Raw genomic sequence first — 25,606 nt, 5'->3', positions numbered from 1 at the left:
TTCATTATTGACTACGGATAATGAATAGCAATTTCGTTTTGTTAATCTTACATGTATAGAACATACATTTTTTTTAAAAGTAAAGACACTGGTACAAGAGACAGGTTCTTTTTTACATTTAATATACTAAATGCAAAAAAAAGGAGCTTGATTATTTATGCCATCAAAAAATAGAAATTGTTTCAATCCTTGTGAATTTCCTTATTCATTATTTCCTTGTGCATTTCCTTGTGAATTTCCAGAGCCTGTAAAACCAATAGACCCTACCAAATTTGATTATATCGTGATTGGTGCCGGAACTGCTGGAGGGGTAATTGCCAAAGAATTAACGGATGACAAAAGTACTTCTGTACTAGTGCTGGAAGCAGGAACAAATATGACGAATGAACTAAGTAACCCTAGCATTCTTGCTACCATTAATACAACCCGCGGTAACAGGTTTAGCTTTAATGTTACTTCTGAACTAGAATCAACTATTGCACGTACACTTATTGCAACAAATGGTCGCACCATAGGGGGAAGCTCAGAAATTAGTGATATGTACGCCGTACGTGGGAGTAAAGAGTTGTATAACCAGTGGGCAAGCCTAGTTGGTGATCAATGGAGTTACGACAAGATTAGCGCTTTATTTGTAAAAAATGAAACCTATACAGGAACGACACAAAGCCCTAATGAACGAGGAACACAAGGGCCGATTTTTATTAGACAGCAGAATATCCCCCCTAATGGATTGATCAATACGTTAGTTCAAGCAACAAACACTGTATTGGGAACACCGATTGTTGTGGACTATAATACCGGCATAAGGGATTGTACATTTTATAAAACGCAATATATTCAAAAAGAGATTAGCCCTGGCCAATTTGTCCGATCCTCAACGGCAACAGGCTATTTAAATGACCAAATTGTCAGCAAAGGAAACCAGTCCCATCCAGATGAATTTGGAGTTGGTGGAAGAAATCTGGTTATTTTAGCTAAAACAACCGTTAACAAAATCTTATTTAAGAAAAAGATGGGTTGAACATTGCTGTTGGTGTTGAATTTGTCAAGGATGGCGTTTCACATAGAATGTTTGCAAGAAAAGGTATTATCATCTCTGCAGGATTTTTTTCCTCAGTCATTCTACAACGTTCAGGAATCGGTAAATCGGATGATTTGGCTAAAGCAGGTATACCAACATTGATAGAGAGTCCGAATGTGGGGCACAATCTTCAAACCCAGAATTATATTGGATTAGGGGTTGAGATAGATACTTCCCAAATTCTTCCGATATTTTTTACTGATCCCAACTATCCACTTATTCTAGGTGCTTTCCAAGCAGAGAATCCAATGAATCTATTAGAAAGTCGTCGTCTCCAACTGATAGGAGCTCCTCTCCCATTTTTTCTTCCTGCTTCAGATGTGATCAGCAATGGTTGGAGTTTAGATTTAACTTTTCAAACCACTCCAAGTATCATGAGTTTTGGTATGGTAGACGTGAAAACAAAAAGCCGGGGTACAGTGCTAGTGGAACATAGCGATCCAGAGGCTTATCCATCTCTTAACTTCAATCCGTTGGAAGATCCTAATGACCTAACGTATATGGTCGATCAATATAAGAGAATTTATAATATTATTGTAGAGGCTAGAGATCCACTGAAATACCCAAATAACGGCATCGGGAAGGTTGTATATCCTCCAGAGAGTATATTACAGCTACCTGACAACGATCCTAACAAACAACAGCAGCTTGAGAATTATGTCAGAGCCTCTTACACGAACTTCTCTCTGGGCGGGCATTGTCGGATGGGACGGACGATTCAAGAAGGGGTTGTCGATGGATTCCTTAATGTGTTTGGCACCAAAAATCTTAAGGTTGCTGATCTTTCCATTTCGCCTATTTTACCGGATGGTCAGCCGTCCGCCGCTGCTCAGATGATCGGACTAAATACGGTACGTTTTATAAAAGAGAATCCCTCCTCATATGTAATGACAGATAAGGAACTTGAAGATTATGAAAATGAGATTAAAAAAGCATAAATTAAATATTTATTCAATGTTTTTATTTTAATTTTTTGCTCACATTTTGCTCACAAATTATATAAAAACACGTGAAAAAATATGAAATGAATTTTTATAGTAAAATATGGCGAAATAAATAAAAGTGCTATAAATGCTTATTTAAAGGGCATTTATGGCACTTTTTTATTTTTATATTAAACAATATGAACAACTCTAAAACTGCTCATTCTTCTCCCAAGATTCTACAATATAATGCGCAATCGTCGGATTAAACCCTTTCCCAACTAAAAACATAATCGCAGCAACTTCTGTTAAAGCATGTTTGTGTGATGTATGCTTCGCTTCATTTAAACCGTAATCTACCCAAGGTTTTACGAAATCAAGTACAGGTTTCTTTAAAGGTAAAAACTGTGTGCCGACAACTTGCTGGATTTGTTGTTGCGTTGGTTCTGTAATAGGTCCAGGTGGTAAAATTTGAGGCTGTGTAATATCGAGTGTCGGTCCAGGAGGTAAGATTTGTGGTTGTGTCGGATCAATTGTTGGTGGTGCAGGTGGTGAAACACGTGCGTCATAGTGTGGTTGATACATTTGTTGTTGGTATTGCGGTTGTTGTGGCTGAGTTGGATATGGATTTTGTTGATATTGTTGTTCTTGATTTTGCGGTGCTGTATATGGATTTTGCTGATATTGTTGTTCTTGATTTTGCGGTGCTGCATATGGATTTTGAGGATATTCATAATTTGGACGTGTGTCATATGGATTTTGTTGATATTCAGCTTCTTGATTTTGCGGTGTTGCGTATGGATTTTGTTCGTATTGTTGTTCTTGCTGTTGAAGCTCTTGTTCCTCATATTGTTCTGTGTATCTTTGTTCCTGCTGCTGAGGATAAAATGGTTGCTGTGGATAAGGCGGTTGATTATTATAGAACATATTGATTCCTCCTTCATAATGATGCCTACCACCTAGTGTATGGGCGGACAAGAAAATATGTGATGAAAAAATGTAGGCGTGTTACAATAAGTAACTGGGTGAAGATAAAATGATAAAACAAGAAAAATAAAAAAGACAATAACTTTCGTAAAGCATATTTTAGAAAAAGATGCGAGTGGGCATGATTGGTATCATATTGAACGCGTACATAAATTGGCGATTTCTTTATCCGAGCAAGAAGGAGGAAATCGTTTTATAATTGAAATGGCAGCATTACTTCACGATGTGGCAGATGAGAAGTTAAATGATAGTGAAGAAGCAGGAATGAAAAAAGTTTCTGATTGGTTAGAAGAGTTACATGTTGAAGAAGAGGAAAGTAAGCATGTTCTTCATATCATCGCCAATATGTCTTATAAGGGTGGTCACGGTGGCACAGTTGAGTCACTTGAAGGGAAAATTGTTCAAGATGCGGATCGCTTAGATGCTCTTGGTGCAATTGGAATAGCTCGTACATTTGCATACGGAGGAGCGAAAGAGAGATTAATGTATGATCCCACTGTTCCGCCTCGTGAAGTGATGACGAAAGATGAATACCGAAAAAATAACGATCCATCTTTAAATCATTTTTATGAAAAACTTTTAAAATTAAAAGACTTAATGAATACGAACGCGGCAAAACAAGAGGCTGAAGTTCGTCATCGTTATATGGAAGAGTTTATTGAACAATTTATGAAAGAGTGGAATGCACAAATATGAAAATGTTAACTGTGGAGAACTTATCGAAATCATACGGAGAAAAACCGTTATTTGATGGATTATCATGTAGTATTACAGAAGGACAACGTGTCGGAATTATTGGTGTAAACGGTACTGGTAAATCGACATTATTAAAAATTATTGCAGGGTTAGAAACTCCTGATACAGGTGATATGACGCATTCACGTGGGTATACAATTAGTTATTTATCACAGCAACCAGAGTTTGATGAAAAACTAACAGTATTAGAGCAAGTGTTCCATGGTGATACACCTTTAATTCGTCTTCTTCGTGATTATGAAAAAGCACTATTAAATATCGAAAAAGATCCAAGTAATGAAAAAGTACAGGAACAATTATTTGCAGTGCAGCAACGTATGGATGCAATGAGTGCATGGGAAGCAAATGCAAATGCGAAATCTCTTTTAACAAAATTAGGAATTACAGATTTCACTGCAACTGTTGGAAATTTATCTGGTGGACAGAAAAAACGTATCGCAATGGCACAATGTTTTATTGAAACACCTGATCTATTAATTTTAGACGAGCCTACGAACCATCTTGACCATGAGACAGTTGAATGGTTAGAAGAATATTTAGCAAGATATACAGGTGCGGTATTACTTGTAACCCATGATCGTTATTTCTTAGATCGTGTGACAAACCGTATTTTTGAATTAGATAACGGTAAACTATATAGCTACGAAGGAAACTATAGTACATTTTTAGAAGCGAAAGCACTTCGTGAAGAGCAAGAATCGGCACAAGAATCAAAACGCCAAAATTTATATCGTCGTGAATTAGCATGGATTCGTCGTGGTGCAAAAGCCCGTTCTACGAAACAAAAGGCGCGTATTCAGCGTTTTGATGAGCTAAAGGGACAAGAAGGACCAGCAGCAAAACAGTCAGTTGATATTGCACTAAGTGGAAGTCGTCTAGGAAAGAAAGTACTTGAGTTAAAAGATGTAACGAAAAAATTTGGTGATAAGACGGTATTACATAATTTTAATCATATTGTGAAACCAGGCGATCGTATCGGAATTATTGGGGCGAATGGAAGCGGGAAATCTTCTCTATTAAATATGCTTGCAGGCAAGTTATCTCCTGATAGTGGTGAAGTTGAAGTAGGACAAACTGTAAAAGTTGCTTATTATACGCAAGAAAATGAAGAGATGAATTTAAACCAGCGTATGATTGAATACATTAAAGAGATTGCAGAAGTTATTCATACAACAGATGGAAAAGTAATTGGTGCATCTCAAATGTTAGAACGTTTCTTATTCCCGACGCATTCACATGGTACACCGCTTGGTAAACTATCTGGTGGTGAAAGAAGACGTTTATATTTATTACGTATTTTAATGGGAGAACCAAACGTACTATTACTTGATGAACCTACGAATGATCTAGATACACAAACATTAACAGTACTAGAAGATTATTTAGAAGATTTCCCAGGTGTCGTTTTAACTGTATCGCATGACCGTTACTTCTTAGATAAAGTAGTAGATGAACTGTTCATCTTTACTGGCGGAGGCGAAGTGCGTGAGTTCCTAGGTAGTTATACAGATTATTTAGAAATGGAAAAAACGAAAGAACTTATTGAAAAAGCGGAAGTTCAAAAAGAGAAAAAAGTAGTAGAAGAAGCTCCAAAACAACAACGTAAACGTAAACTTTCATACAATGAGCAGCGTGAATGGGAAACAATTGAAGATACAATTGCCGAACTAGAAGAGAAAATTGAGTCAATTGGAGAAGAACTTTCGAAAGTTGGATCTGACTTCACAAAGGCACAAGAATTATCTGAAGCACAGCAGAAAACAGAAGAAGAGCTAGAAAAAACGATGGAAAGATGGAGTGAGCTATCAGACATCGTTGAAGGATTAAAATAAAAACAAGCTGCATATATTGAAAAGTAAAGAGAAAAACTTTACACTATTGGTAGAACCTATTTTAGGAGGGAAAAAATGAGAACATCTAATCCAATGTTGAAAAAAGAGGCATTTCGTAAAGAGGGAGCAAGCGCTTCTGCGATGACTATTGGCGGAACAGTAGGCAAAACGTTTATAATGCTTATCTTGCTACTTGCAACGTCTGTCTATTCATACATACAGATGATGCAGGGTACGATGAAAATGCCAGTGTTAATTGGTGCATTAGTAATTGCGGCAATCATCGCATTTGCATCTATCTTCTTCCCGCGAATGGCACCAATTGGGGCGCCAATTTATGCGGCGGTAGAAGGAGTTGTATTAGGAAGTATTTCAGCAGTTTATACAATGAAATTTGGCGATTCTATCGTTTTAAATGCTGTATTACTTACAATTTCAATTCTATTTGCAATGTTAGTTTTATATGCAACACGCGTTGTAAAGGTAACTGATAAATTCCGTACGGGTGTAATTGCAGCGACAATGGGAATTATGGTTATGTATTTAATCGTATTCTTATTAAATATGTTCGGTGTAACTGTTCCATATATTCACCAGGGCGGTACAATCGGTATTATCATTAGTGCGGTTGTTATTGTAGTTGCTGCATTAAATTTATTACTAGATTTCGATTTAATCGAAAGCGGTGCACGTAGCCAAGCTCCAAAATATATGGAATGGTACAGTGCAATGGGTCTAATGATGACTCTAGTATGGTTATACTTAGAAATTCTTCGTTTCGTTTCTTACTTTACGAAAAATGACTAATGAAAAAATCCTGCATGAAATGTGCAGGATTTTTTATTTTCAAAGATATATTGAAAATATGGATGTTATCAGCTTGAACTGAAGAGGGTGGAGGAATATGATGAAAGAGAAAAAAGGGATTATGAAAAAACTATTTTCTAAAAGTTTTTTCATAGAACTAGATGAAGCTTTAACGTATCCATCATCAGAAGTTATTACTTCAGCGATTGAAGGATACGCAGCTGAATGCAATGAAAGACTAACATTTGAGAGTAAAACTAAACCGATTACTTTTTACTTAGAAAATGTAATGTACTGTGCTGAAATAAAGATGGCTCGCGGTGGATATTACATCTCTTGCAGTGAAGTATAATTTTTTGAAACCTTACATGTTTAAACTATGTAAGGTTTCTTTTTTTCTTTTGTAAGGTATAAAATAATACTTTTTACATACAGAAATAACTTTTTCCGTTTTTTACCTTTCGCATATTTCTCTTTACAATGAAGAAAAATATGTGAGGTGGTATAACTTATGATGAATCGAGTTGTATTAATCGGTAGATTGACAAAGGAGCCAGAATTATACTACACAAAGCAAGGAGTCGCTTATGCACGAATATGTGTTGCGGTGAATAGAGGATTTCGAAATAGTTTAGGTGAACAACAAGTCGATTTTATAAATTGTGTCGTTTGGCGAAGGGCGGCTGAAAATGTAACAGAATATTGTACGAAGGGTTCACTTGTTGGGATTACAGGGCGTATTCATACGAGTAATTACGATGATGAACAGGGAAAGAGAATATATAGAACTGAAGTTGTGATTGAGAGTATTACATTTTTGGAGAGAAGACGTGAGGGTGCATCGCAATAAAACGTAAAGAGCATTAATAATTAAGAGGGCTATGTAGTATAGCCTTCTTAATTTTGACTGATACCTTCCCAAACAACATCTAACTGTTGATTGAGTAAATTTTTCGTATTTATTTCATTAGCATGTAATAGCGAGTGGGACATTAGTGTATAAAAATAAGTACTCATAATAGTAGAAGTGATGATATTTGTATCCCATGGACTGTGTAATGTTCCTGTCTCTTTCGCTTCTGTAATAATAGAAGACAAACTTTCTTGTAGCTGGTGTATACTTTTTAATTCATTTTCTACTAAGTAGTTAGATTTAATAATTTCAAAGACGGCATGCTTCATTAATTCACCATGCCCAGTAAATCGATCCAGTAAATCTCCTAAAACAAGTTTGATTCGCTCTTTCGGATGTTCCACATTTGAATATGTTTTTAAACTTTCATTCCATAGTTCAATTTGAGAATCACCTAAAAATAATAATATGTTTTCTTTTTTCGGAAAGTAGTTGAAGAAAGTTCCTTTTGCAATCCCGCATGCAGTAGTAATATCTTGAACCGTTACATTTTCGTAACCGCGTTCTTGAAAGAGTTGTACTGCTTTTAGGAATATAAGTTCTTTTAATTCTTTTTTTCTCGTTTCTCTAAGCATATTATCTACTCCTAACATAAACAATTATATCTGTTTATTAGATAATCTCAAACGAAATTGTATTTCATAAACAAATTTACTGTTTAATGAAGTTTAATACAATCATGGGAGTTTTTAGGTCGTGTTGTATTTGAAAACCCTTTGTGGATGTAGCGTTAGAGTTTTCCGTTATTGTAATTGTATCGTCATCATTTACCAAAATTAATAAAGTTTTTATAGATTGATCTTCATATACAATTTCCATTTTACTTGATATGGATTCCATAGTTTGTTTAGTTAAAGAAACCTCTTTAGGTGTACCTGCTTGAATAGACTTAAGCATTTGTACAATAAACCCTTTATTATTTGTTTCGGCTTTTACTGTATTATTTTCCTTCACATTTAACAACTTTACATCTGTTATTTCGTCTGTTTTCAATGTTAGTTTTGAAACTTCTTTAGTTGAAGGGGAGGAAGTACATCCAAGTAAATTAATAATTAATGTAGTTGAAAGAAGGGTAGAAAGAATTCTGTTCATACTTTTTGCCACTTTTCGTTGTAGTTTCTTGTTATAAATGAAAATTGTATAGTTCATGTGCTTGCTTTTCAGAAACCCATTTCGGGATATGTTTCATTACTTCGTTTCTTACTATAATCAAAGGTTTACTTTCCATTTGCGCCATTTTTCCAACTTTCCATGCAGTGTTTGAGATTTTTTCAATTCTATCTCGTCTTTTTTGTTCGTATTCTATAAATGCTTGACGATAGTGGGCATTTTTTTTGATACATTCTGCAAGGATGATAGCATCTTCAATTGCTTGACACGCCCCTTGACCTAAATTAGGTGTAAGTGCATGGGCAGCATCTCCAATAAAGACGATGCGTTTGTCAAAAAATTGTTTCATTGGAGTGATGTCTACAATATCACGATGAATCATATTAACGTCAGATGCGTTTTTTAAAATAGCTGGGATGGGATTATGATAATTTTTGAAATGATTATATAAATCTGCTGTTGTGTAAGCTGTATATTTTTGATCTCTAGCTTTGGCGTTTATGAGCGCATACCAGTATACTTCGTTGTTTGGAAGAGGGACAATGCCAAATCGACCGTTTGTTCCCCATGTTTCAATAAAATCATTTGTTAGAGATAGATTATGAGTTGGAGTTACACCACGCCAACACGTATATCCGGCATAACGATAGCCATCGTTTTGTGTTACTTGTTTTCGGACGACAGAATGAATACCATCAGCAGCAATGAGTATATTGCCGAATGCTTCACTACCATCTTGAAATCATATTTTTAAGGCGTTTTCTTCATTTTGTTCTATTTTTACGCACTCTTTTCCCCACTCGACAGTACCTTCTTGTAGTTCGGAAAGTAGCAATTGATGTAAATCTTTTCTATGGATGGAGTACATTTTTGGATAACAAGCTGGAATGGTCAATTTACTAAATATAGTTCCTTTTTCGGATACAAGGTTAAAACCGTCACTTTCATTGCCGAATTTTTTTATTTGCTCAGAAATCCGGTATGGTTCAAGTGCTTGCATCGCATTTGGGGCAATGATAATACCTGCACCAGCAACAGTAGATTCAATATTTTTGTCATACACTTTTACATCTAATCCTATTTTTTGTAAGGAGATTGCTGCGCAAAGACCAGCAATACCACCACCAATAATCATGACATTATTCATTTGTTATCCCTCCACTTTTAAATGACTTTGATCATAAAATGACTATGGTCATTTTATGAGTTAAGATTAATACCTTTTTTGTTATTGTCAATTAGACTTTTAACTATAGTTCCGGAACGATTAGGTGAAAATAGTAATAATTGAAATTCTAAAAATGTAGAAGAGGAATTAGTAAAATTAAGCATCCGAGTAGGAGTATAGAGGAATAACATGTTACAATACAGCTAAGAACACGCAATAAAGGAGAGTATTTTTACGTGAAAATTAAAGCAATTGAACCAACGCCAAGTCCAAATACAATGAAAGTTATTTTGAATGAAGTATTACCTTCAGGAGCGCGTAATAATTATACAAATGAAAATAAAGAACAAGCACCAATGCAAGTGCAAGAAATTTTGAAAATTGAAGGCATTAAAGGTGTATATCATGTAGCCGACTTTTTAGCAGTGGAGCGAAATGCAAAGTATGACTGGAAAGTTTTATTACAACAAGTTCGTGCTGTTTTCGGCGAAGAAGTAGTGGAAGAGAGCGAAGAACAACAACTTGCTCATTTTGGGGAAGTGAAAGTGTTTGTTCAAATGTTCTTTACAATTCCAATGCAAGTGAAGTTAACAGATGGAACATCGGAAGAGCGTGTAGGCTTACCTGATCGTTTTAAAGAATCCATTATGAAAGTGCAAATGTCTGCACCTAACGTTGTGAAAGAGCGCAAATGGGTAGAGCAAAGTACACGTTACGGTAATTTTGAAGAAATCGGGAAAGAAGTAGTAGAAGAAATTGTTGCTGCTTATTCAGAAGAACGTGTAAATGAAACGGTTAAAGAACTATTGAATCAAGCGGGTGCTGTTGAAGTAACGATTCAAAAGCGTGAGCCATATAAAGTAACAGAAGAGATGATGAAAGATTCTGACTGGAAAAACCGTTTTGCAGCATTAGAACAAATGGATCCTACTGAAGAAGATATTCCAGTGTTGAAAATGGCATTAGATGATGAGAAAGTATCTATCCGCCGTTTAGCAACAGCGTATTTAGGTATGGTAAAAGGTGATGGAGTATTGCCGTTATTATATAAAGCGTTATTAGATCGTTCTGTAAGTGTTCGTCGTACAGCAGGAGATTGCTTATCAGACGTAGGTGATCCAGCAGCGATGTTCGTTATGATTAAATCTCTGAAAGATTCAAGTAAATTAGTACGCTGGCGTGCAGCAATGTTCTTATTTGAACTTGGTGATGAAAGTGCAATTCCGGCACTAAAAGCAGCAGAAGATGATCCAGAGTTTGAAGTGGCGATGCAAGCGCGTTTAGCTTTAGAACGCATTGAAGGCGGCGAAGAAGCAAAAGGATCAGTATGGAAGCAAATGACGGAGTCTCGTAAAGGGGAATAGTTTATGATTGTTTTCTATGATAGTTGGTGTCCGATGTGTACAGCAGTTGCAGAGCGTACGAGAAGATTAGATAAAAAGGGTAAGATGAAATTTGTCTCATTTCGAGATGAAGATGTAGTTGAGAAGTATGAACTTTCTCAAGAATTACAAAGTAAGATGGAACAAAGATTGTATATTTTAAAAAATAATAAGTGGTATGACGGAATTCATAGCATCAACGTATTAGCAAAAGCCGTTCCATCTTATTGGTTTGCAGTGCCTTTTATAAAGCTATCTATCGTACTTGGATTTGGAAGTAAAGTATACGATTATATCGCTAACAATAGAAAACTTGTCCCAGTTGGACATTGCCGTGAAGGGGTTTGTGAAATCCCTACAAAAAAATGAAATCATCGTTATCTTTCTTTTGCACCTATTAATAGAGCGTGATATGATGAATTTGGAATGAAAGTTGAAGGAGAGATTACAAGATGTCAAATGCTTATGAAGAATACATGCGTCAAATGGTAATTCCAATGCGCCAAGAATTAGTGCGCTCTGGATTTGAAGAATTAACTACAGAAGAAGCTGTTACAGAATTTATGGAGAATGCATCAGGTACAACTTTAGTAGTTGTAAACTCAGTTTGTGGTTGTGCAGCTGGTTTAGCACGTCCATCAGCAGGTCAAGCGGTTGTTCGTGCTGAAAAACAACCTGATCATCTTGTAACTGTATTTGCAGGTCAAGATAAAGATGCTACTGCAAAAATGCGTGAATACTTCGGAGAAATTCCTCCATCTTCACCATCTATGGCATTACTAAAAGGAAAAGAAGTTGTTCACTTCATTCACCGTCATGAAATTGAAGGTGCAACTATGGACGAAATTATTACGAACTTAGAACAAGCTTTCGAAAAGAATTGCTAAAGAAGGGGGAGAGTAAATCTCCCTCTTTTCTTTATATAGAGGTGAAATAATGATAGTAACAACAGCGGGAAGAACAAATAAAGAAATGACAGCTTATGCAAATAAGGTAGCAGCAGAATTAAATAGTTCTTTCGTTATACGTAATGATATACCTGTACATAAATTGCATGAACAGCATGGACAAGATGTGCTTGTTGTAGGGAAAAATCGATTAGCCATTTATCCAAAAGGAACGGAAGAATCGTTTTTCTTTCATCCAAACTCAGCAATGTTTCGTGTGAAAAGGTTAATGCGCGGAGAACATGATCCGTTTATACAAGCTGCCAAATTAGAGAGCGGAATGACAGTATTAGATTGTACGCTCGGTATGGCATCAGATAGTATTGTAGCTAGTTATATTGTTGGTGAGAACGGAAAAGTAACAGGGCTTGAAGGAAATGAATATATGGCTTACATCATGGGAAAAGGCTTGCAAAAGTGGTCTTCATCCGTTTCTGAAATCGATGAGGCAATGCAAAGAATCGATGTAAAACAAACTGAGCATTTCGCATTTTTAACGCAATGTGAAGATAATAGTTATGATGTTGTTTACCTTGATCCGATGTTTGAAGAAACTGTCATAGAATCAGATGGAATAAAAGGATTAAAACACTTCGCTTTGTATCATGATATTACTGACGAAACAATTGCGGAAGCGAAGCGTGTGGCGAGAAAGCGTGTCGTTCTGAAAGATCATTTTCGTAGTTCTAGATTTGAAAAACACAATTTTCACGTATACAAAAGAAAAAGTGCTAAGTTTCACTTTGGTGTAATTGACCCTTGCTAATTGTTTGAAAAGATGTATAATAAGCAATAATTAATTAAATATACTGTCTGTGATGAAGAGAGTAGTCTTTTTCAGAAGGAAAGCGAGCTAGGGATGGTGTGAGCCTAGTGCAGAAGAAAAAGATGAAGCGCACTTCGGAGACGCTTCTTGAACGAATAGTAGAGTAAGCCGAGGCCCCCTGTCCTCGTTATAAACGGGAAAGTGGTTCGGAATGAACAACAAGGGTGGTACCACGGGTTAAAACTCGTCTCTTTTTTAGAGACGAGTTTTTTGTGTTTAAAAAATAAGGAGGTTGTAGTATGGATTATAAAACGCAGTTTGTGAAAAATTTATCAAATATTCTTGCGAATGAATTAACACAAAATCAAATTTTAGATTTAATCGAAACACCAAAACAAGATGAATTCGGAGATGCAGCATTCCCATGCTTTTCACTAGCGAAGCAATATAAAAAATCACCAGCTATTATCGCAAAGGAAGTTGCGGAGAAATTAAATGATCCGTTCTTTACGAAAATAGAGGCCGTTGGTCCTTATGTAAATGTATTTTTCAATCGTGAAACTGTAAGTGATGCAGTATTAAAAACGATTTTAGCTAAGAAAGAAGAGTACGGTCAAAATCACTTTGGATGTGAAAAAACGGTAGTTATCGATTATTCCTCTCCGAATATCGCGAAACCTTTTTCAATGGGGCATTTACGTTCTACAATGATTGGTAATTCGCTGAAACATATCGCCGAAAAATGTGGGTATGAAGTTGTCGGAATCAATTATATTGGCGATTGGGGCACGCAGTTTGGGAAGTTAATTACCGCGTATAAAAAATGGGGAAATGAAGAGGTAGTTAAAGAGGATCCGATACGTGAGTTATTTAAGTTATATGTTCAATTCCATGAAGAAGTAAAAGAAGACGAAGAACTAGAAGAAGAGGGGCGCGCTTGGTTTAAAAAATTAGAAGAAGGTGATGAAGAAGCAGTCGAGCTTTGGAACTGGTTCCGTCACGAATCTTTAAAAGAATTTTCACGTATTTATGAACTTCTCGGTGTGGAATTTACAAATTTTCAAGGAGAAGCTTTCTATAATAATTTAATGGAAGATTTTATTGGAATTTTAGAAGAACATGATTTGCTTGAAGAATCAGAAGGCGCATTAGTCGTTAATTTAGAAGAAGAAGGAATGCCGCCATGCTTAATTAGAAAATCAGATGGTGCGACTATTTATGCAACACGTGATTTAACGGCGGCTTTATATCGTCAAAACACATATGGATTTGATAAAGCACTTTATGTAGTTGGACCAGAACAAAGTTTACATTTTAATCAATTTTTCACTGTATTAAAAAAGCTAGGCTATACTTGGGTTGATGGAATGGAACATGTACCGTTCGGGTTCATATTAAAAGATGGTAAGAAAATGTCGACACGTAAGGGCAGAATTATTTTATTAGAAGAAGTGTTAGAAGAAGCTGTTGCACTTGCGGAACAAAATATTGAAGAGAAGAATCCGAATTTAAAACAAAAAGAAGAAGTGGCAAAGCAAGTAGGTGTTGGAGCAGTTATCTTCCACGATTTAAAAAATGAGCGTATGCATAATATTGAATTCTCATTAGAAAATATGTTGAAATTTGAAGGGGAAACGGGACCGTATGTACAATACACACACGCGCGTGCTTGTTCTATTTTAAGAAAAGAAAGTGTAGAATTTGAAACGTGTACTTTTGAATTAAAAGATGATTACAGCTGGAGTGTAGTAAAATTACTCAACAAATTCCCGCAAGTAATTGAAGCGGCCTTCAACAAAAATGAGCCATCTATTATTTCAAAATACGTATTAGATGTAGCACAAGCGTTCAATAAATATTACGGTAATGTTCGTATATTAGAAGAGAACGAAGGAAAAGACAGTAGGCTCGCATTAGCTTATGCTGTGACGGTTGTATTAAAAGAAGGATTACGTTTACTTGGGGTGGAGGCACCTGAGGAGATGTAAAATAATAATTTTGTGCTTATGCGCAGAGAGAAATATTCACATTACTTTACTAATAAACTGCAGATCAAATTAAAGCGTAATATAGAGTAACAAAAAGACAAATCAGGCGATTATTAGCCTGTTTTGTCTTTTTGTATTTTCTTAAATAAACTCTTATCTATATAGAGTTATACGCTGTGAAGTGTAAGAACTCTATAATTTTGTTGCGAAATCAATTAAAATATTTGTAGAGAGGATGGTCCGTATTGATTCGAGGTTTCATTTTACATATTCCTTGTCATAGACTACCGGAAAGGAGTTTTCTTAAACTACAAAAATACATGCCTTTATGTGCTCGATGCACGGGTATGTTAATTGGTTTCTGTATGTTTCCAATTTACTTTTTAATAACACCTTCGTTTAGTCTCTCATTAATGCTATCCTTTTTTGCTCAAATTCCATTATTAATTGATGGATTCACCCAAAAGTGGAAATGGCGAAGCAGCACAAATTTGCTAAGAGTAACTACCGGTTTATTAAGCGGTAATGGTATGGGACTATTTATTGCATCTAGTATTATATGGATTACATCTTAAACCACATATCAACGGAGGTAGCTACTTACATGTTCTGGATTTACATAATTCTAATTTTTATATCAGGTGGAAGTGGAATTGGTTTTATCATTCATGAAAAATATGTAGAAGCCACAATAGCTTTTGTTATTTGCGTATTATTTATGGTGCTACTATATTTTTATTTAAAAAGAAGCAAAAAAAAGAGAAATTTAGATTGTGACGTAATAGAGTGTACCGATTGCTCAGATTGTGATTGTACTAACTAAACTTCTGTTTATTCCAATATTATTATGAAAAGGATTATATATCGTTTCAGGTATGTAATCCTTTTTATTTTTTCAAAATTAGTTTGTCAAATAGGTGGAGAGTAAAGAACATGTACAAATTAACGTTTTAATTAGAACTCAACATCTCCAAAATTTTTAGAAACATAGGAATACATTTATTAAATAGAGAACTATAGTTTTATATATAAAAGGAGGCGTGGGTTTTGGAAGAGTATGATTGGAACAGTAAACTAACATATTTAAAAAATACGAGAGATTTATATTACAATGACGATTATTTAAGTTTTTTAGTAAATACAGTTTGGAAGATTACTGAACCGGTACATATTGTTGATTATGGTTGTGGATATGGTTATTTAGGATTAGTTTTGTTGCCGTTGCTTCCAAATGGATCAAAGTATACAGGCATTGATAGCGGGGAAGCATTAATAGCTGAAGCGAGAGAGTTGTTTCGTTCGCTTCCATATGAATCAGAGTTTCTTGAGGGAAATGCTACAGAAATTGAATTGAAAAATAAATACGATATCGCAATCTGTCATGCTTTCTTATTACATATGAGTTCCCCAAAAACGATGCTAGAGAAAATGATACATTCAATTAAGGAAGGTGGTAAAATAATCTGTTTTGAACCACATTGGATGTCAAATATGTCTTCTTACGTATTAGATGGAGAGAATCAATCGGAAATTATCCAGCTAGGTGTTTTGCAGAAGTTATTTGAAAGGGACACACAGAGAACCGGTAAAGATGGCAATATCGGTATGAAAATACCGATGTATTTAAGTGAATTAGGTGTGAAAAATATCGAGTGCAGAGTAAGTGATAAAGTGAACTTTTTAGATTCTAATATGCATCATAATGATAAACATAGTTTGTATCATTCATTAAAAGAAGAGGGAATTGCGGGCAATCCAGGTGATAAACAGCAATTTATAGAACGTTTAATGGTAAGAGGATTAACATATGATGAAGCGTTAGCTCAATATGAAGCGGAACTACGGTTTTTTAAAGCATTTCATATGCATTCATCTTTAGTATATGCTCCGAATATGAAAATTACATTTGGTGAAATACAATGTTAAAAAGTAGCGATATAATGAAAATTGCTACTTTTAATATTTGGAATCATGAAACATTGTGGCCTGAAAGGTTAGAGGCTATTTGTGAAGAAGTCCAAAATATTGCTCCTCATATATTAGCAATTCAAGAAGTTCGGAGTTGTATTAATAATAAAGGAAAGAAGACAAATGTTGCACAATATATTGCGGAGCAAGTAAATTATCCATTTTGTATATTTAAAGAATATCCAGATTCTCCAGATGAAGGATTAGCTTTTTTAAGTAAGGTTCCTATATTAATGGAAGAGGCTATTTGGGAAACTGATGCAAAGGAAGCTAATTATTGTGCCATTAGAATTACATTTAAATATAGAGATTATAAACTTGGAATAACAAATGTTCATTTGAATTGGAAGTCAATTATGATAAGGCAAGAACAAATTAGCACAGTACATAATTGGATTAAGAGTAAAAGTAAAACTAGTACATATGAAGTACTTTGTGGTGATTTTAATGCCAATCCTAATTCGAGTGTTCATCAATACTTAGTAGATAACCAATGGATAGATGTAGCTCAGTTTAAAGAAGAACATGATTGCACCTTGGCTCAGCCAACTTTAGATTATGGAAAGAATACAAATTTAATAGGGGATGTAAAGAAAGAAGAACGATATGATTGGATATTGATACAAGAAAATGATTCGTTTGAATCTCTAAATATAGAAAATGTAGCTGTATTTGGAGATTCAGCATTAACTTCATCACACGTATTTCCAAGTGATCATTACGGTGTTTTTGTAGATTTAAAGTTTGATGAGTGAATCAATATACCTTGTTGAATCGCTGATATATTTTAAGAATCGCCGATATAATAAAAGATTCGATTGATATATATATCAATTATCGTCTGTATAATTTCATTTACCAGAATAAGATTATACATTATTTCATCAAATTAAACAAAATAACGAGAAAAAGTATCGTTTTTAAGATATTTAGTTAAAAACTTGAATAATATTAAATAATATCGTTCATTATATGAGGTTTTAGTTGAATGCATACTATATGATGTGTAAAATCTAAGCAAGTAGGTTAGAATACTGCTTGCAAATGGCAGTATAAATAATAATTTGAGGTGAATGCATGCTAGATTTTAAGCAATTAGAGATTTGTTTGAAAGAAAAGAGATTTGTAGATGGATTACAGGAGATAAATAATGAAATTGCACATATAAAAGAAACGAATAAGTTATCATACGTGAAGACCTGGCTTTCTAACGTTTCATCATTTACAGAGTTCGATACATTAATTCGCCTTGCTGATGAAGGTTTGATGCATCAATATAGCTCCTTTTTAATTCGTTATACTTATAAAAAATTCCCAAATATGAGAACGCTCTCTTTATATTGTGATGAGTTAATTGATGAGCGTAAAATCCTTGATGCGGAACAATTATTAAAAGATTCTTTGGAAGAGGTAAATGAAGAGGAAACTGATGCGGACGTTTTAACGAAAGCATATTTTACGTTAGTTAGATGTTTGTTAGATATGAAGCGAAATGAAGAGGCCTATGCCTACATGCAAAAGGCGGAAAAGTATAGTACACGTGCAGTTTTTGATAAATGGGGTTACTTATATATACAGACTGGTGAGTGGGAGAAGGCAGAGGAACAACTTTTAGCCGGTCAGCAACATAAAGATTGTGAAGAGCTAGCTACGTACTTATTGGCGCAATTATATGCATATAAAGGTGAACAGCAGCGAGCATTACAACTTATAAATGATGCGATTGCAAAGTTCTCTCAAGTACCATATTTCTATTTTGAAAAAGTAAAATATTTATTAGATTTAGAGCGCTATGAAGAAATGTTAGCGGTAATAGATAAAATCAATCACATGCTTCCGCATCATGCATATACAACTTATTTTATACATTTACGTGCAGAAGCATTTTATAAAATAAATAATATGCATGATTTGCAAGCACTATTGAAAAGTGAAAAGAGTTTGAAAAATTCTCTATATCATCATATAGAAAAAAATCCTGATGGAAAAAAGGTTCGTTTACCAATAGTTCCGGTTGTACAAAAGGATAACTATTGCGTTCCGACAAGTTTAGAAATGATGTTAGGGATATGGGGAGAAAAACGTACGCAAGATGAAATAGCACAACATATTTTTGATGTAACAGGTTCTAAGTTTTCAGATACAGTTACATATATAGAGGAGCAAGGTTACGAATATCGTTATTTTCAAGGGAATGTGGAAAATTATAAGAGATTACTTGATCAAGGTATTCCTGTTTTATTAAGTATAGATATTGAGCACGCTTCCCATGTACAAGTACTTTCTGGTTATGACGACGTGCTGCAAGCTTTTTATATTCAAGATCCGAATTTCTTAGAACCGATTCTTGTGGAATATGATAAGTTGCAAGAAAAATATCGTTATACAGATTGTTTAGCTATTACGTTTACACCAAAAGATAGAATGGAACAACTTTCATTTTTGGATGAGGAAGAACATAATTATTATAAATCAATTTTTTCTCTAACTGATCATTTAGCTGAGCAAGATAAAGAGGGAATTGAAAAGTTAGTACTATTTTTAAAAGAAACAAGTGAAAATCCAAACACTTGGTTATATACGATTAAACATTTAGATGCGGAAGTAGATAAAGAGTTTATTCAGTTTTGTATAGAAAAATTAATGGAAAAGTTTCCGAGCTCTGACTTTGTGAAATTGCATAGTGCACAGTGTTTTATTCGTCTGCAAGATATGGAAAAAGCAGGACATATGCTTCAAAGTGTGGAGAAGAAAAGCAATCAAGCGTTGTATCATTTTATAAATGGGCGGTATTCTTTTGAGCAAGATAATTATGCAGAAGCGATTGCTAGTTTTCGTTCGTCATTACAACTGGATGCAGACCAACCAGTTGCGTGGAGTTTCTTAGCATTATCATACATGTATATGGATCAATCCGAAAAGGGGATAGAGTATTCTCTAACAGCTATAGAACGTAGCCCAGAAAGGTTTACACTTGTAAATCACGGTTTAATTTTAATAGATTTAGAACGGTATGAAGAAGCATATGGATTCTTTAATGATTTATTAAAAGAATATAAGTATGAAGCACACATTTGGTATGAACGTGCAAGATGTGCTCAACATTTAGGAAAAGTGTATTTAGCGGTAAAAGGACTTAAAGTAGCAATTCAGTTAGATAAAACAGCAGCTTATTTATATACGAAGCTTTCGGAAATCTATGAATCAGATTTGGATGATGAGAAAAGTACGAAGGAAATTTTATTACAAGGAATTCGAAATTGTGAAGATCAGGCGTCTTTATATGTTCGTTTAGGAGATTTTTATTTTCAAAATGATGAACTTGAAGAAGCAGAAACTATATATAAGCGCTCTTTAGAAGAAAATAATGAAGATGTATATTCTCATTTTGGTTTAATTCAAGTATACATGGCAAAGGAACAATATGAGGATGCAAAAAATTATATTGTTAGTATCAATAAGCAATTTGAGGACAATCAAGATTTCCTTATGAATGCTGGTATGGTGCTGTGGGATGCTGAAATTGCGTTAGGCGGGAATGAAGCTGAGTTGAAAACAGCACTTTCTAAATTAGAGGACGGTATACGAAAGTTATACAGTAATATAGAGAACGTATTAGAAGAGTATGTAAATAGAATAAAGGAAACAGCTTTCGTGCAACGAGGCATAGCGTTTTTAAGAACGTTACAAAAGAAAAACGGAAGTAATTGAATACGGTTGTTATGCTGGTATTTTATATGAATCTATTGGACAATATGATCAGGCAATGAAGAGCTACAACAAGGCACTCGAACAAAAGAAAACGACATTGCCATATTACCGAATTGGCGAAACACTTATGGCATTAGGACAATTGACAGAAGCAAAGCAAGCGTATGAAACATGTTTAGAGCTTGATGAAAACTTCCCGGGTGTACATTTGCAACTAGCAGAAATATATGAAAAAGAAGAAAATCGTTTAAAAGAACAAAGTCATATGGTTCAGGCGATGAAAGAAGAGCCATTGCATATAAATATGGAATATTTGGCACAGCTTTCAGTAGAAATAAATCTTCAGGAAGAGTTGCTAAAGGAATTAGAACAGCTAGCGGACGAAGTACCTGAAATATGGCGCTTAGATGCGATTGCATATGTGTATGGAGCGATGAATGAAATAGATAAAGAAAAGGTACGAATTGAAGAAGCACTACAATTAGATGAGGGACATACAGAAGTTCTATATCATTATGCAAAAGTATTAGTGAAAAAAAGAGATGTAAAAGCAATTGAGGTTGCACTGAAAGTAATCCAAAAGAATATGGATAGTGAACGTATATTTGATGTATATGTAAAAGCAGTAGAACAACATAAAAAATTGTCTCACATAAGAGATTCTCTTCATACATTAAAGGTGAAAAAATCGGATAGAAGTATGGCATTCATGTATGCAGCAGCTGCGGTTACAGAAAGATGGATTGAACGTCAACAAAATGAACAGCCGAAAAAATCTATATTTACGAGAGCTTTTTATCGTATGAAAAATCGCGCGAAAGAAATTTCAATGATTACTACAATCATTGATTTATATGAAATCTCGTTAAAATTAAACCCGAAAAATAGTATGGCAGCGCAGCGATTTGCACTATTTTACGAGAATGCGGCAATGAATAAAGAAGCAATAGAAGTATTGCAAACGTCGCTAGAAAATAAATGGGATTATGATGTAGCGAAGCAACTTGTAAATCTTTTCATTGAGTGTGAAGAAGAAGGCATGTTACGAGATGCGTTGGAATTAACGAAACAAATGGTTCGAGAGCTACCGGATGATTATGATACGCTTCTTTTACAAGCGCAAGTATTCTTGAAAGCTGGGGAAGAAAGAAAAGCAGAAAAAATATGCTTACAATTAACGGAGAAAACATCGTTTGTAAGTAGAGGGTTCCTTACTTTAGCAGAAATATACCAAAGTCAAGAGAGGTTTGAGGATGCAATTCATTTATTAGAAGATGCTTCTGTACATCATCCAAATGAAACGGCAATTCTTATTGCTTTAGCATCTTCGTATCATAGAACTGGGCGAACTGCCAAAGCAGAAAAAATAACAAGTGATATATTAGAAATTGATGCTACACACTTGTTAGCAAGATACGATCATGCTTGCTACTTAGCATTATTAAACAGAAATGAAGAGGCGAAAGAAGAACTTGAAATTGTGCTTCGTGAAGATGAGACGGGATTCTTTGCTGAACTTGCAGAGGAAGATGAAGATTTAGCGGGATTACGAGAATTTGAAAAGTAATTGTATAGAAATAGATAAAAAGGATATAAATAAAAATATATTTTGAATTAGTTGACAATTAATTGCCTAATGGCATAAAATAACTTTTAATAAAGTATACAAATCTGAAGACGAGAAAGAGTAAAATAGTGAGCTGTTCTCCAGAGAGCCGGTGTATTGCTGAAAGCCGGTGTGCAGACGTTATTTGAAAATCATCTCCGAGGAGCCGTGGCTGAATAAAGTAAGCTCGGACGGATGTCTACCGTTACAAAGAACGCGTATGTTAGTACGTTGCTAAGTGCTATTAGTGAAAAGCTAATAGAATTAGGGTGGTAACGCGGGTAAACCCGTCCCTACTTCATAGGGACGGGTTTTTTGTGTGCTTTTAAAACATTCAAAGGAGTGATTGTAGATGAAGAAAGTAGATGTAAAAGAGTCAGCTGTAGGGAGAGAAACACGTATTCGTAAGCAGTGGAACGAACAGGGCATTTTTGAACAATCAATTCAGAATAGAGAAGGCGCACAATCGTTTGTGTTTTATGAAGGACCACCAACGGCGAACGGTTTACCACACGTCGGCCATGCACTTGGTCGGGCAATTAAAGATTTAGTAGCAAGATATAAAACGATGGCTGGGTATAAAGTGTTAAGAAAAGCTGGCTGGGATACACATGGATTACCTGTAGAATTAGGCGTTGAAAAACAACTTGGTATTTCAGGTAAGCATGAGATTGAAGAGTACGGCATTGAGCCATTTATTCAAAAGTGTAAAGAGAGTGTATTCACATATGAGAAGCAGTGGCGTGAATTTACGGAGAGCATTGGATATTGGGTAGATATGGATGATCCATACGTTACTCTAGAGAATCCATATATCGAAAGTGTATGGAATATTTTAGGGACGATTCATGAAAAAGGTTTGTTATATAAAGGACATAGAGTTTCTCCATACTGTCCAAGCTGTCAAACATCGCTTAGTTCACATGAAGTTGCGCAAGGATACAAAACGGTTAAAGATTTAAGCGCAACGGTTAAGTTTAAAGTAAAAGATAGTGAAAATGAATATTTCCTTGGATGGACGACAACACCGTGGACACTTCCGGCGAATGTTGCACTTGCCGTACATCCGAATATGGAATACGTTAAAGCGAAACAAGAAGGATATGTATACATTGTTGCGAAAGAGCGTGTACAAGAAGTATTAAAAGAAAACTATGAAGTAGTATCCGTTCATAAAGGCGAAGAATTAGTAAACACATCTTATACAGCACCGTTTCCGATGAAGGAAGTTACAAATGGGTACCACGTAATTGCAGCAGATTTTGTAACTGCAGATAGCGGCACAGGACTCGTTCATATCGCTCCAGCATATGGGGAGGACGATTATAGAGTCGTTCAAAGTGAAGGATTGTCGTTCTTACATGTTGTAGATGAGAAAGGTGAGTATACGGATGCAGTACCATTTCTTAAAGGTAAGTTTGTAAAAGATTGTGACGTTGATATCGTTCGTTATTTAGCGAAAGAAGGGTTACTATATCATAAAGAAAAATATGAACATAGCTATCCGCATTGCTGGCGCTGTGATTCACCATTACTTTATTATGCAGGAGAAAGCTGGTTAATCCGAACAACTGAGATTAAAGAAACATTTTTACGAAATAATGATTCTGTTACGTGGTATCCAGACCATATGAAGCACGGACGGTTTGGTAAGTTTTTAGAAAACATGGTGGACTGGAATATTAGCCGGAATAGATATTGGGGAACACCGTTAAACGTATGGGAATGTGAAAGTTGCGACCACCAATTCGCACCGAAAAGCATTGCTGAATTAAGAAAGCATAGTACGAAAGAAACACCAGAAGATTTAGAATTGCATAAGCCATATGTAGATGAAGTGCAAGTTTGCTGCGGAAAATGCGGAAGTACAATGAATCGTACACCAGAAGTAATCGATGTTTGGTTTGATAGTGGCTCCATGCCGTTTGCACAATATCATTATCCGTTTGAAAATAAAGAGTTATTTGAAGAACAGTTTCCAGCAGATGTTATTGCAGAAGGAATTGATCAAACACGTGGCTGGTTTTATAGTTTATTGGCAGTATCAGCGCTATATACAGGAAAAGTTCCATATAAACGAGTTTTATCACTAGGGCATGTTCTAGATGAAGAAGGACAGAAAATGTCTAAAAGTAAAGGAAATGCACTAGATCCAGTTGATTTAGTAAATCAGTTTGGTGCAGATGCTTTAAGATGGGCTCTACTTGTTGACAGTGCTCCGTGGAATGCGAAGCGTTTTTCTGAAAGAACAGTACTGGAAGCAAAATCTAAATTTGTAGATACGTTAGTCAATGTATATAGCTTCTACGTCTTATATGCAAATTTAGATGAGTATAATCCGAATGAAACCTATGATGTAAAGCGAACGAAATTGGATGAATGGGTATTATCAAGATTGCATAGCACAACGAAAAAAGTAAGAACCGCACTTGATGATTATCAATTCACAAATGCAGCTCGTGAAATTGCCACGCTTGTAGATGAAGTAAGTAACTGGTATGTAAGACGTTCACGCAATCGTTTCTGGGAATCTGGTATGAATACTGAGAAAGCAGCGGCGTATGAAACACTTCATGAAGTGCTTGTAACGATTAGTAAATTAATTGCACCATTTACACCATTTGTCGCTGAAGATATTCATTTGAATTTAGAAGGACGTAGCGTTCATTTAGAGGATTATCCAGTTGTAAATGAATCACTTATCCAGCCGAAATTAGAAGCGGAAATGGATGCAGTTTTACAAGTTGTTGAACTTGGAAGAAGTAACCGTAATCAGCATTCTTTAAAAGTAAAACAGCCGTTAGCAGAACTTGTATTACTTGAGAATAAAGAGAATAATATTGATTGGGAATCTTATCGTGATATCGTAATGGATGAGCTAAATGTGAAAGCATTTCATGTTGAACTGGATGAAACGAAGTACACATCATATCAATTAAAGTTGAATTTTAAAACAGCAGGGCCGAAGTTTGGTAAAAATGTGAATGCAGTAAACGGCTGGTTAAAACAATTATCACAAGAAGAAGTACAAAGCTTTGTTTCAACTGAAAGAGCAGTATATGAAGCAGCATCAGGGGAAGAAGTAGTTGTAACGTCTGAAGATGTATTAGTAGAAAAAGTAGCAAAAACAGGATTCTCAAATACGACTAACGGACAATATACAGTTATGTTAGACACGAATGTAACGGAGGAATTGTTACAAGAAGGAGTGGCTCGTGAATTCATTCGGGCAGTCCAAGAATATCGTAAGCAGTTGAATTTACCAGTTAATTTAAGAGTGGATGTTATTCTTGATACAGAGGAAGAACTACAGAAAACTTTAGCAAATCATAAAGATTTGTTGGAAGAAAACTTACTCGTTAAGCAATTCACATTTGATAACTTAACGAATGAAGACGATGAACTTCCTTTAGGTGAGACAAAAGTCCGAATTAAATTAAGCCCGGCTAATTAAAGAAAAAGGAAGTTGGAATCATTCCAACTTCCTTTTTTGTGTGAAGATAAATTAACCAGTTATTTTCCGCAGAATCCATTCGATAGGGCCTCAAGAAAATTTCTTTCTCCATAAAACGCTAAATAATACACTGAAAATGAAAAATGCAGTAGCAAATAATAAAACGACTAATAGTGTTTGATGTTCTATTAAAAATTATAGGGTTTA

At 35.1% G+C, this 25,606-nt stretch carries 20 protein-coding genes, 2 pseudogenes and 2 other annotated features; of the genes and pseudogenes, 18 read left to right on the top strand and 4 right to left on the bottom strand.

What is annotated here, in order from left to right; translation table 11 throughout:
• Positions 1 to 157: 157 nt before the first annotated feature.
• Both CDB3_RS32985 and CDB3_RS32980 read left to right on the top strand, forming a co-directional pair.
• Positions 158 to 1,021, top strand: coding sequence for a GMC family oxidoreductase N-terminal domain-containing protein (locus CDB3_RS32985; RefSeq protein WP_306295565.1), 864 nt, complete (start codon positions 158 to 160; stop codon positions 1,019 to 1,021).
• On the top strand, positions 1,018 to 2,019 hold the full coding sequence (locus tag CDB3_RS32980) for a GMC oxidoreductase (RefSeq protein WP_306295564.1): 1,002 nt from the start codon (positions 1,018 to 1,020) through the stop codon (positions 2,017 to 2,019). The genes CDB3_RS32985 and CDB3_RS32980 overlap by 4 nt, the downstream gene beginning before the upstream one ends.
• Positions 2,020 to 2,214: 195 nt before the next feature.
• Here CDB3_RS32980 and CDB3_RS13530 read toward each other — a convergent pair whose 3' ends face one another.
• Entirely contained in the window at positions 2,215 to 2,931 is a 717-nt protein-coding gene (locus CDB3_RS13530) for a hypothetical protein (RefSeq protein WP_128854848.1), read from the bottom strand.
• 126 nt (positions 2,932 to 3,057) lie between these two features.
• On the opposite strand from CDB3_RS13530, the gene CDB3_RS13525 reads away from it, so the two are divergent.
• The 5 genes from CDB3_RS13525 to CDB3_RS13505 all read left to right on the top strand — a co-directional run bounded on the left by CDB3_RS13525 (position 3,058) and on the right by CDB3_RS13505 (position 7,236).
• Positions 3,058 to 3,687 carry an HD domain-containing protein gene (locus CDB3_RS13525; protein WP_128854847.1) on the top strand — a complete coding sequence of 210 codons (630 nt, stop codon included), beginning with the start codon at positions 3,058 to 3,060 and terminating at the stop codon, positions 3,685 to 3,687.
• Positions 3,684 to 5,579, top strand: a complete 1,896-nt coding sequence (locus CDB3_RS13520; protein WP_000783175.1) for an ABC-F family ATP-binding cassette domain-containing protein — start codon at positions 3,684 to 3,686, stop codon at positions 5,577 to 5,579. Before CDB3_RS13525 ends, CDB3_RS13520 begins: the two co-directional genes overlap by 4 nt.
• Before the next feature lie 75 nt (positions 5,580 to 5,654).
• Positions 5,655 to 6,386, top strand: coding sequence for a Bax inhibitor-1/YccA family protein (locus CDB3_RS13515; RefSeq protein ID WP_001260657.1), 732 nt, complete (start codon positions 5,655 to 5,657; stop codon positions 6,384 to 6,386).
• Positions 6,387 to 6,483: 97 nt separating this feature from the next.
• Positions 6,484 to 6,738 (top strand): DUF4318 domain-containing protein, encoded by a 255-nt coding sequence (locus CDB3_RS13510; RefSeq protein ID WP_128854846.1) that lies wholly within the window; start codon positions 6,484 to 6,486, stop codon positions 6,736 to 6,738.
• Between the two features lie 159 nt (positions 6,739 to 6,897).
• Complete coding sequence (locus tag CDB3_RS13505; protein ID WP_128854845.1) at positions 6,898 to 7,236, top strand: single-stranded DNA-binding protein; 339 nt, start codon at positions 6,898 to 6,900, stop codon at positions 7,234 to 7,236.
• Positions 7,237 to 7,283: 47 nt separating this feature from the next.
• Here CDB3_RS13505 and CDB3_RS13500 read toward each other — a convergent pair whose 3' ends face one another.
• The 3 genes and pseudogenes from CDB3_RS13500 to CDB3_RS13490 all read right to left on the bottom strand — a co-directional run bounded on the left by CDB3_RS13500 (position 7,284) and on the right by CDB3_RS13490 (position 9,556).
• Positions 7,284 to 7,874, bottom strand: a complete 591-nt coding sequence (locus CDB3_RS13500) for a TetR/AcrR family transcriptional regulator (RefSeq protein ID WP_128854844.1) — start codon at positions 7,872 to 7,874, stop codon at positions 7,284 to 7,286.
• A gap of 76 nt (positions 7,875 to 7,950) precedes the next feature.
• Positions 7,951 to 8,391, bottom strand: coding sequence for a hypothetical protein (locus tag CDB3_RS13495; RefSeq protein ID WP_256869805.1), 441 nt, complete (start codon positions 8,389 to 8,391; stop codon positions 7,951 to 7,953).
• A 31-nt stretch (positions 8,392 to 8,422) separates the two neighbouring features.
• A pseudogene (locus tag CDB3_RS13490) lies at positions 8,423 to 9,556 on the bottom strand (FAD-dependent oxidoreductase).
• A 257-nt stretch (positions 9,557 to 9,813) separates the two neighbouring features.
• Here CDB3_RS13490 and CDB3_RS13485 point away from each other — a divergent pair.
• From CDB3_RS13485 to ileS, 11 genes and pseudogenes are all read left to right on the top strand, one after another.
• Positions 9,814 to 10,941 carry a conserved virulence factor C family protein gene (locus tag CDB3_RS13485; protein WP_097831906.1) on the top strand — a complete coding sequence of 376 codons (1,128 nt, stop codon included), beginning with the start codon at positions 9,814 to 9,816 and terminating at the stop codon, positions 10,939 to 10,941.
• A gap of 3 nt (positions 10,942 to 10,944) precedes the next feature.
• On the top strand, positions 10,945 to 11,328 hold the full coding sequence (locus CDB3_RS13480) for a thiol-disulfide oxidoreductase DCC family protein (protein ID WP_097831907.1): 384 nt from the start codon (positions 10,945 to 10,947) through the stop codon (positions 11,326 to 11,328).
• Between the two features lie 83 nt (positions 11,329 to 11,411).
• On the top strand, positions 11,412 to 11,846 hold the full coding sequence (locus tag CDB3_RS13475) for a BrxA/BrxB family bacilliredoxin (protein ID WP_000063703.1): 435 nt from the start codon (positions 11,412 to 11,414) through the stop codon (positions 11,844 to 11,846).
• A 49-nt stretch (positions 11,847 to 11,895) separates the two neighbouring features.
• Positions 11,896 to 12,672: a class I SAM-dependent methyltransferase gene (locus CDB3_RS13470; RefSeq protein ID WP_128854842.1), complete on the top strand. Its 777-nt coding sequence runs from the start codon at positions 11,896 to 11,898 to the stop codon at positions 12,670 to 12,672.
• A 40-nt stretch (positions 12,673 to 12,712) separates the two neighbouring features.
• Positions 12,713 to 12,927 (top strand) — a binding site (T-box leader).
• A gap of 44 nt (positions 12,928 to 12,971) precedes the next feature.
• Positions 12,972 to 14,660 carry an arginine--tRNA ligase gene (argS, locus tag CDB3_RS13465; protein ID WP_128854841.1) on the top strand — a complete coding sequence of 563 codons (1,689 nt, stop codon included), beginning with the start codon at positions 12,972 to 12,974 and terminating at the stop codon, positions 14,658 to 14,660.
• A gap of 245 nt (positions 14,661 to 14,905) precedes the next feature.
• Positions 14,906 to 15,235: a DUF2085 domain-containing protein gene (locus tag CDB3_RS13460; RefSeq protein WP_128854840.1), complete on the top strand. Its 330-nt coding sequence runs from the start codon at positions 14,906 to 14,908 to the stop codon at positions 15,233 to 15,235.
• 29 nt (positions 15,236 to 15,264) lie between these two features.
• A complete protein-coding gene (locus CDB3_RS13455) occupies positions 15,265 to 15,483 on the top strand; it encodes a hypothetical protein (RefSeq protein ID WP_128854839.1) in 219 nt (72 codons plus the stop codon).
• 224 nt (positions 15,484 to 15,707) lie between these two features.
• Positions 15,708 to 16,586, top strand: a complete 879-nt coding sequence (locus CDB3_RS13450) for a class I SAM-dependent methyltransferase (RefSeq protein ID WP_128854838.1) — start codon at positions 15,708 to 15,710, stop codon at positions 16,584 to 16,586.
• A complete protein-coding gene (locus CDB3_RS13445) occupies positions 16,580 to 17,383 on the top strand; it encodes an endonuclease/exonuclease/phosphatase family protein (RefSeq protein ID WP_179139699.1) in 804 nt (267 codons plus the stop codon). Before CDB3_RS13450 ends, CDB3_RS13445 begins: the two co-directional genes overlap by 7 nt.
• Before the next feature lie 322 nt (positions 17,384 to 17,705).
• Positions 17,706 to 21,906: pseudogene (locus CDB3_RS13440) on the top strand (tetratricopeptide repeat protein).
• 98 nt (positions 21,907 to 22,004) lie between these two features.
• Positions 22,005 to 22,243, top strand: a binding site (T-box leader).
• A 54-nt stretch (positions 22,244 to 22,297) separates the two neighbouring features.
• Positions 22,298 to 25,399: an isoleucine--tRNA ligase gene (gene ileS / locus CDB3_RS13435; protein ID WP_128854837.1), complete on the top strand. Its 3,102-nt coding sequence runs from the start codon at positions 22,298 to 22,300 to the stop codon at positions 25,397 to 25,399.
• The last annotated feature ends 207 nt before the right edge of the window (positions 25,400 to 25,606 follow it).

Origin of the sequence: Bacillus sp. CDB3, assembly GCF_002081505.1 — a bacterium.
Lineage (GTDB): Bacteria > Bacillota > Bacilli > Bacillales > Bacillaceae_G > Bacillus_A > Bacillus_A cereus_AT.
This window is presented reverse-complemented; position numbering and strand designations above follow the sequence as displayed.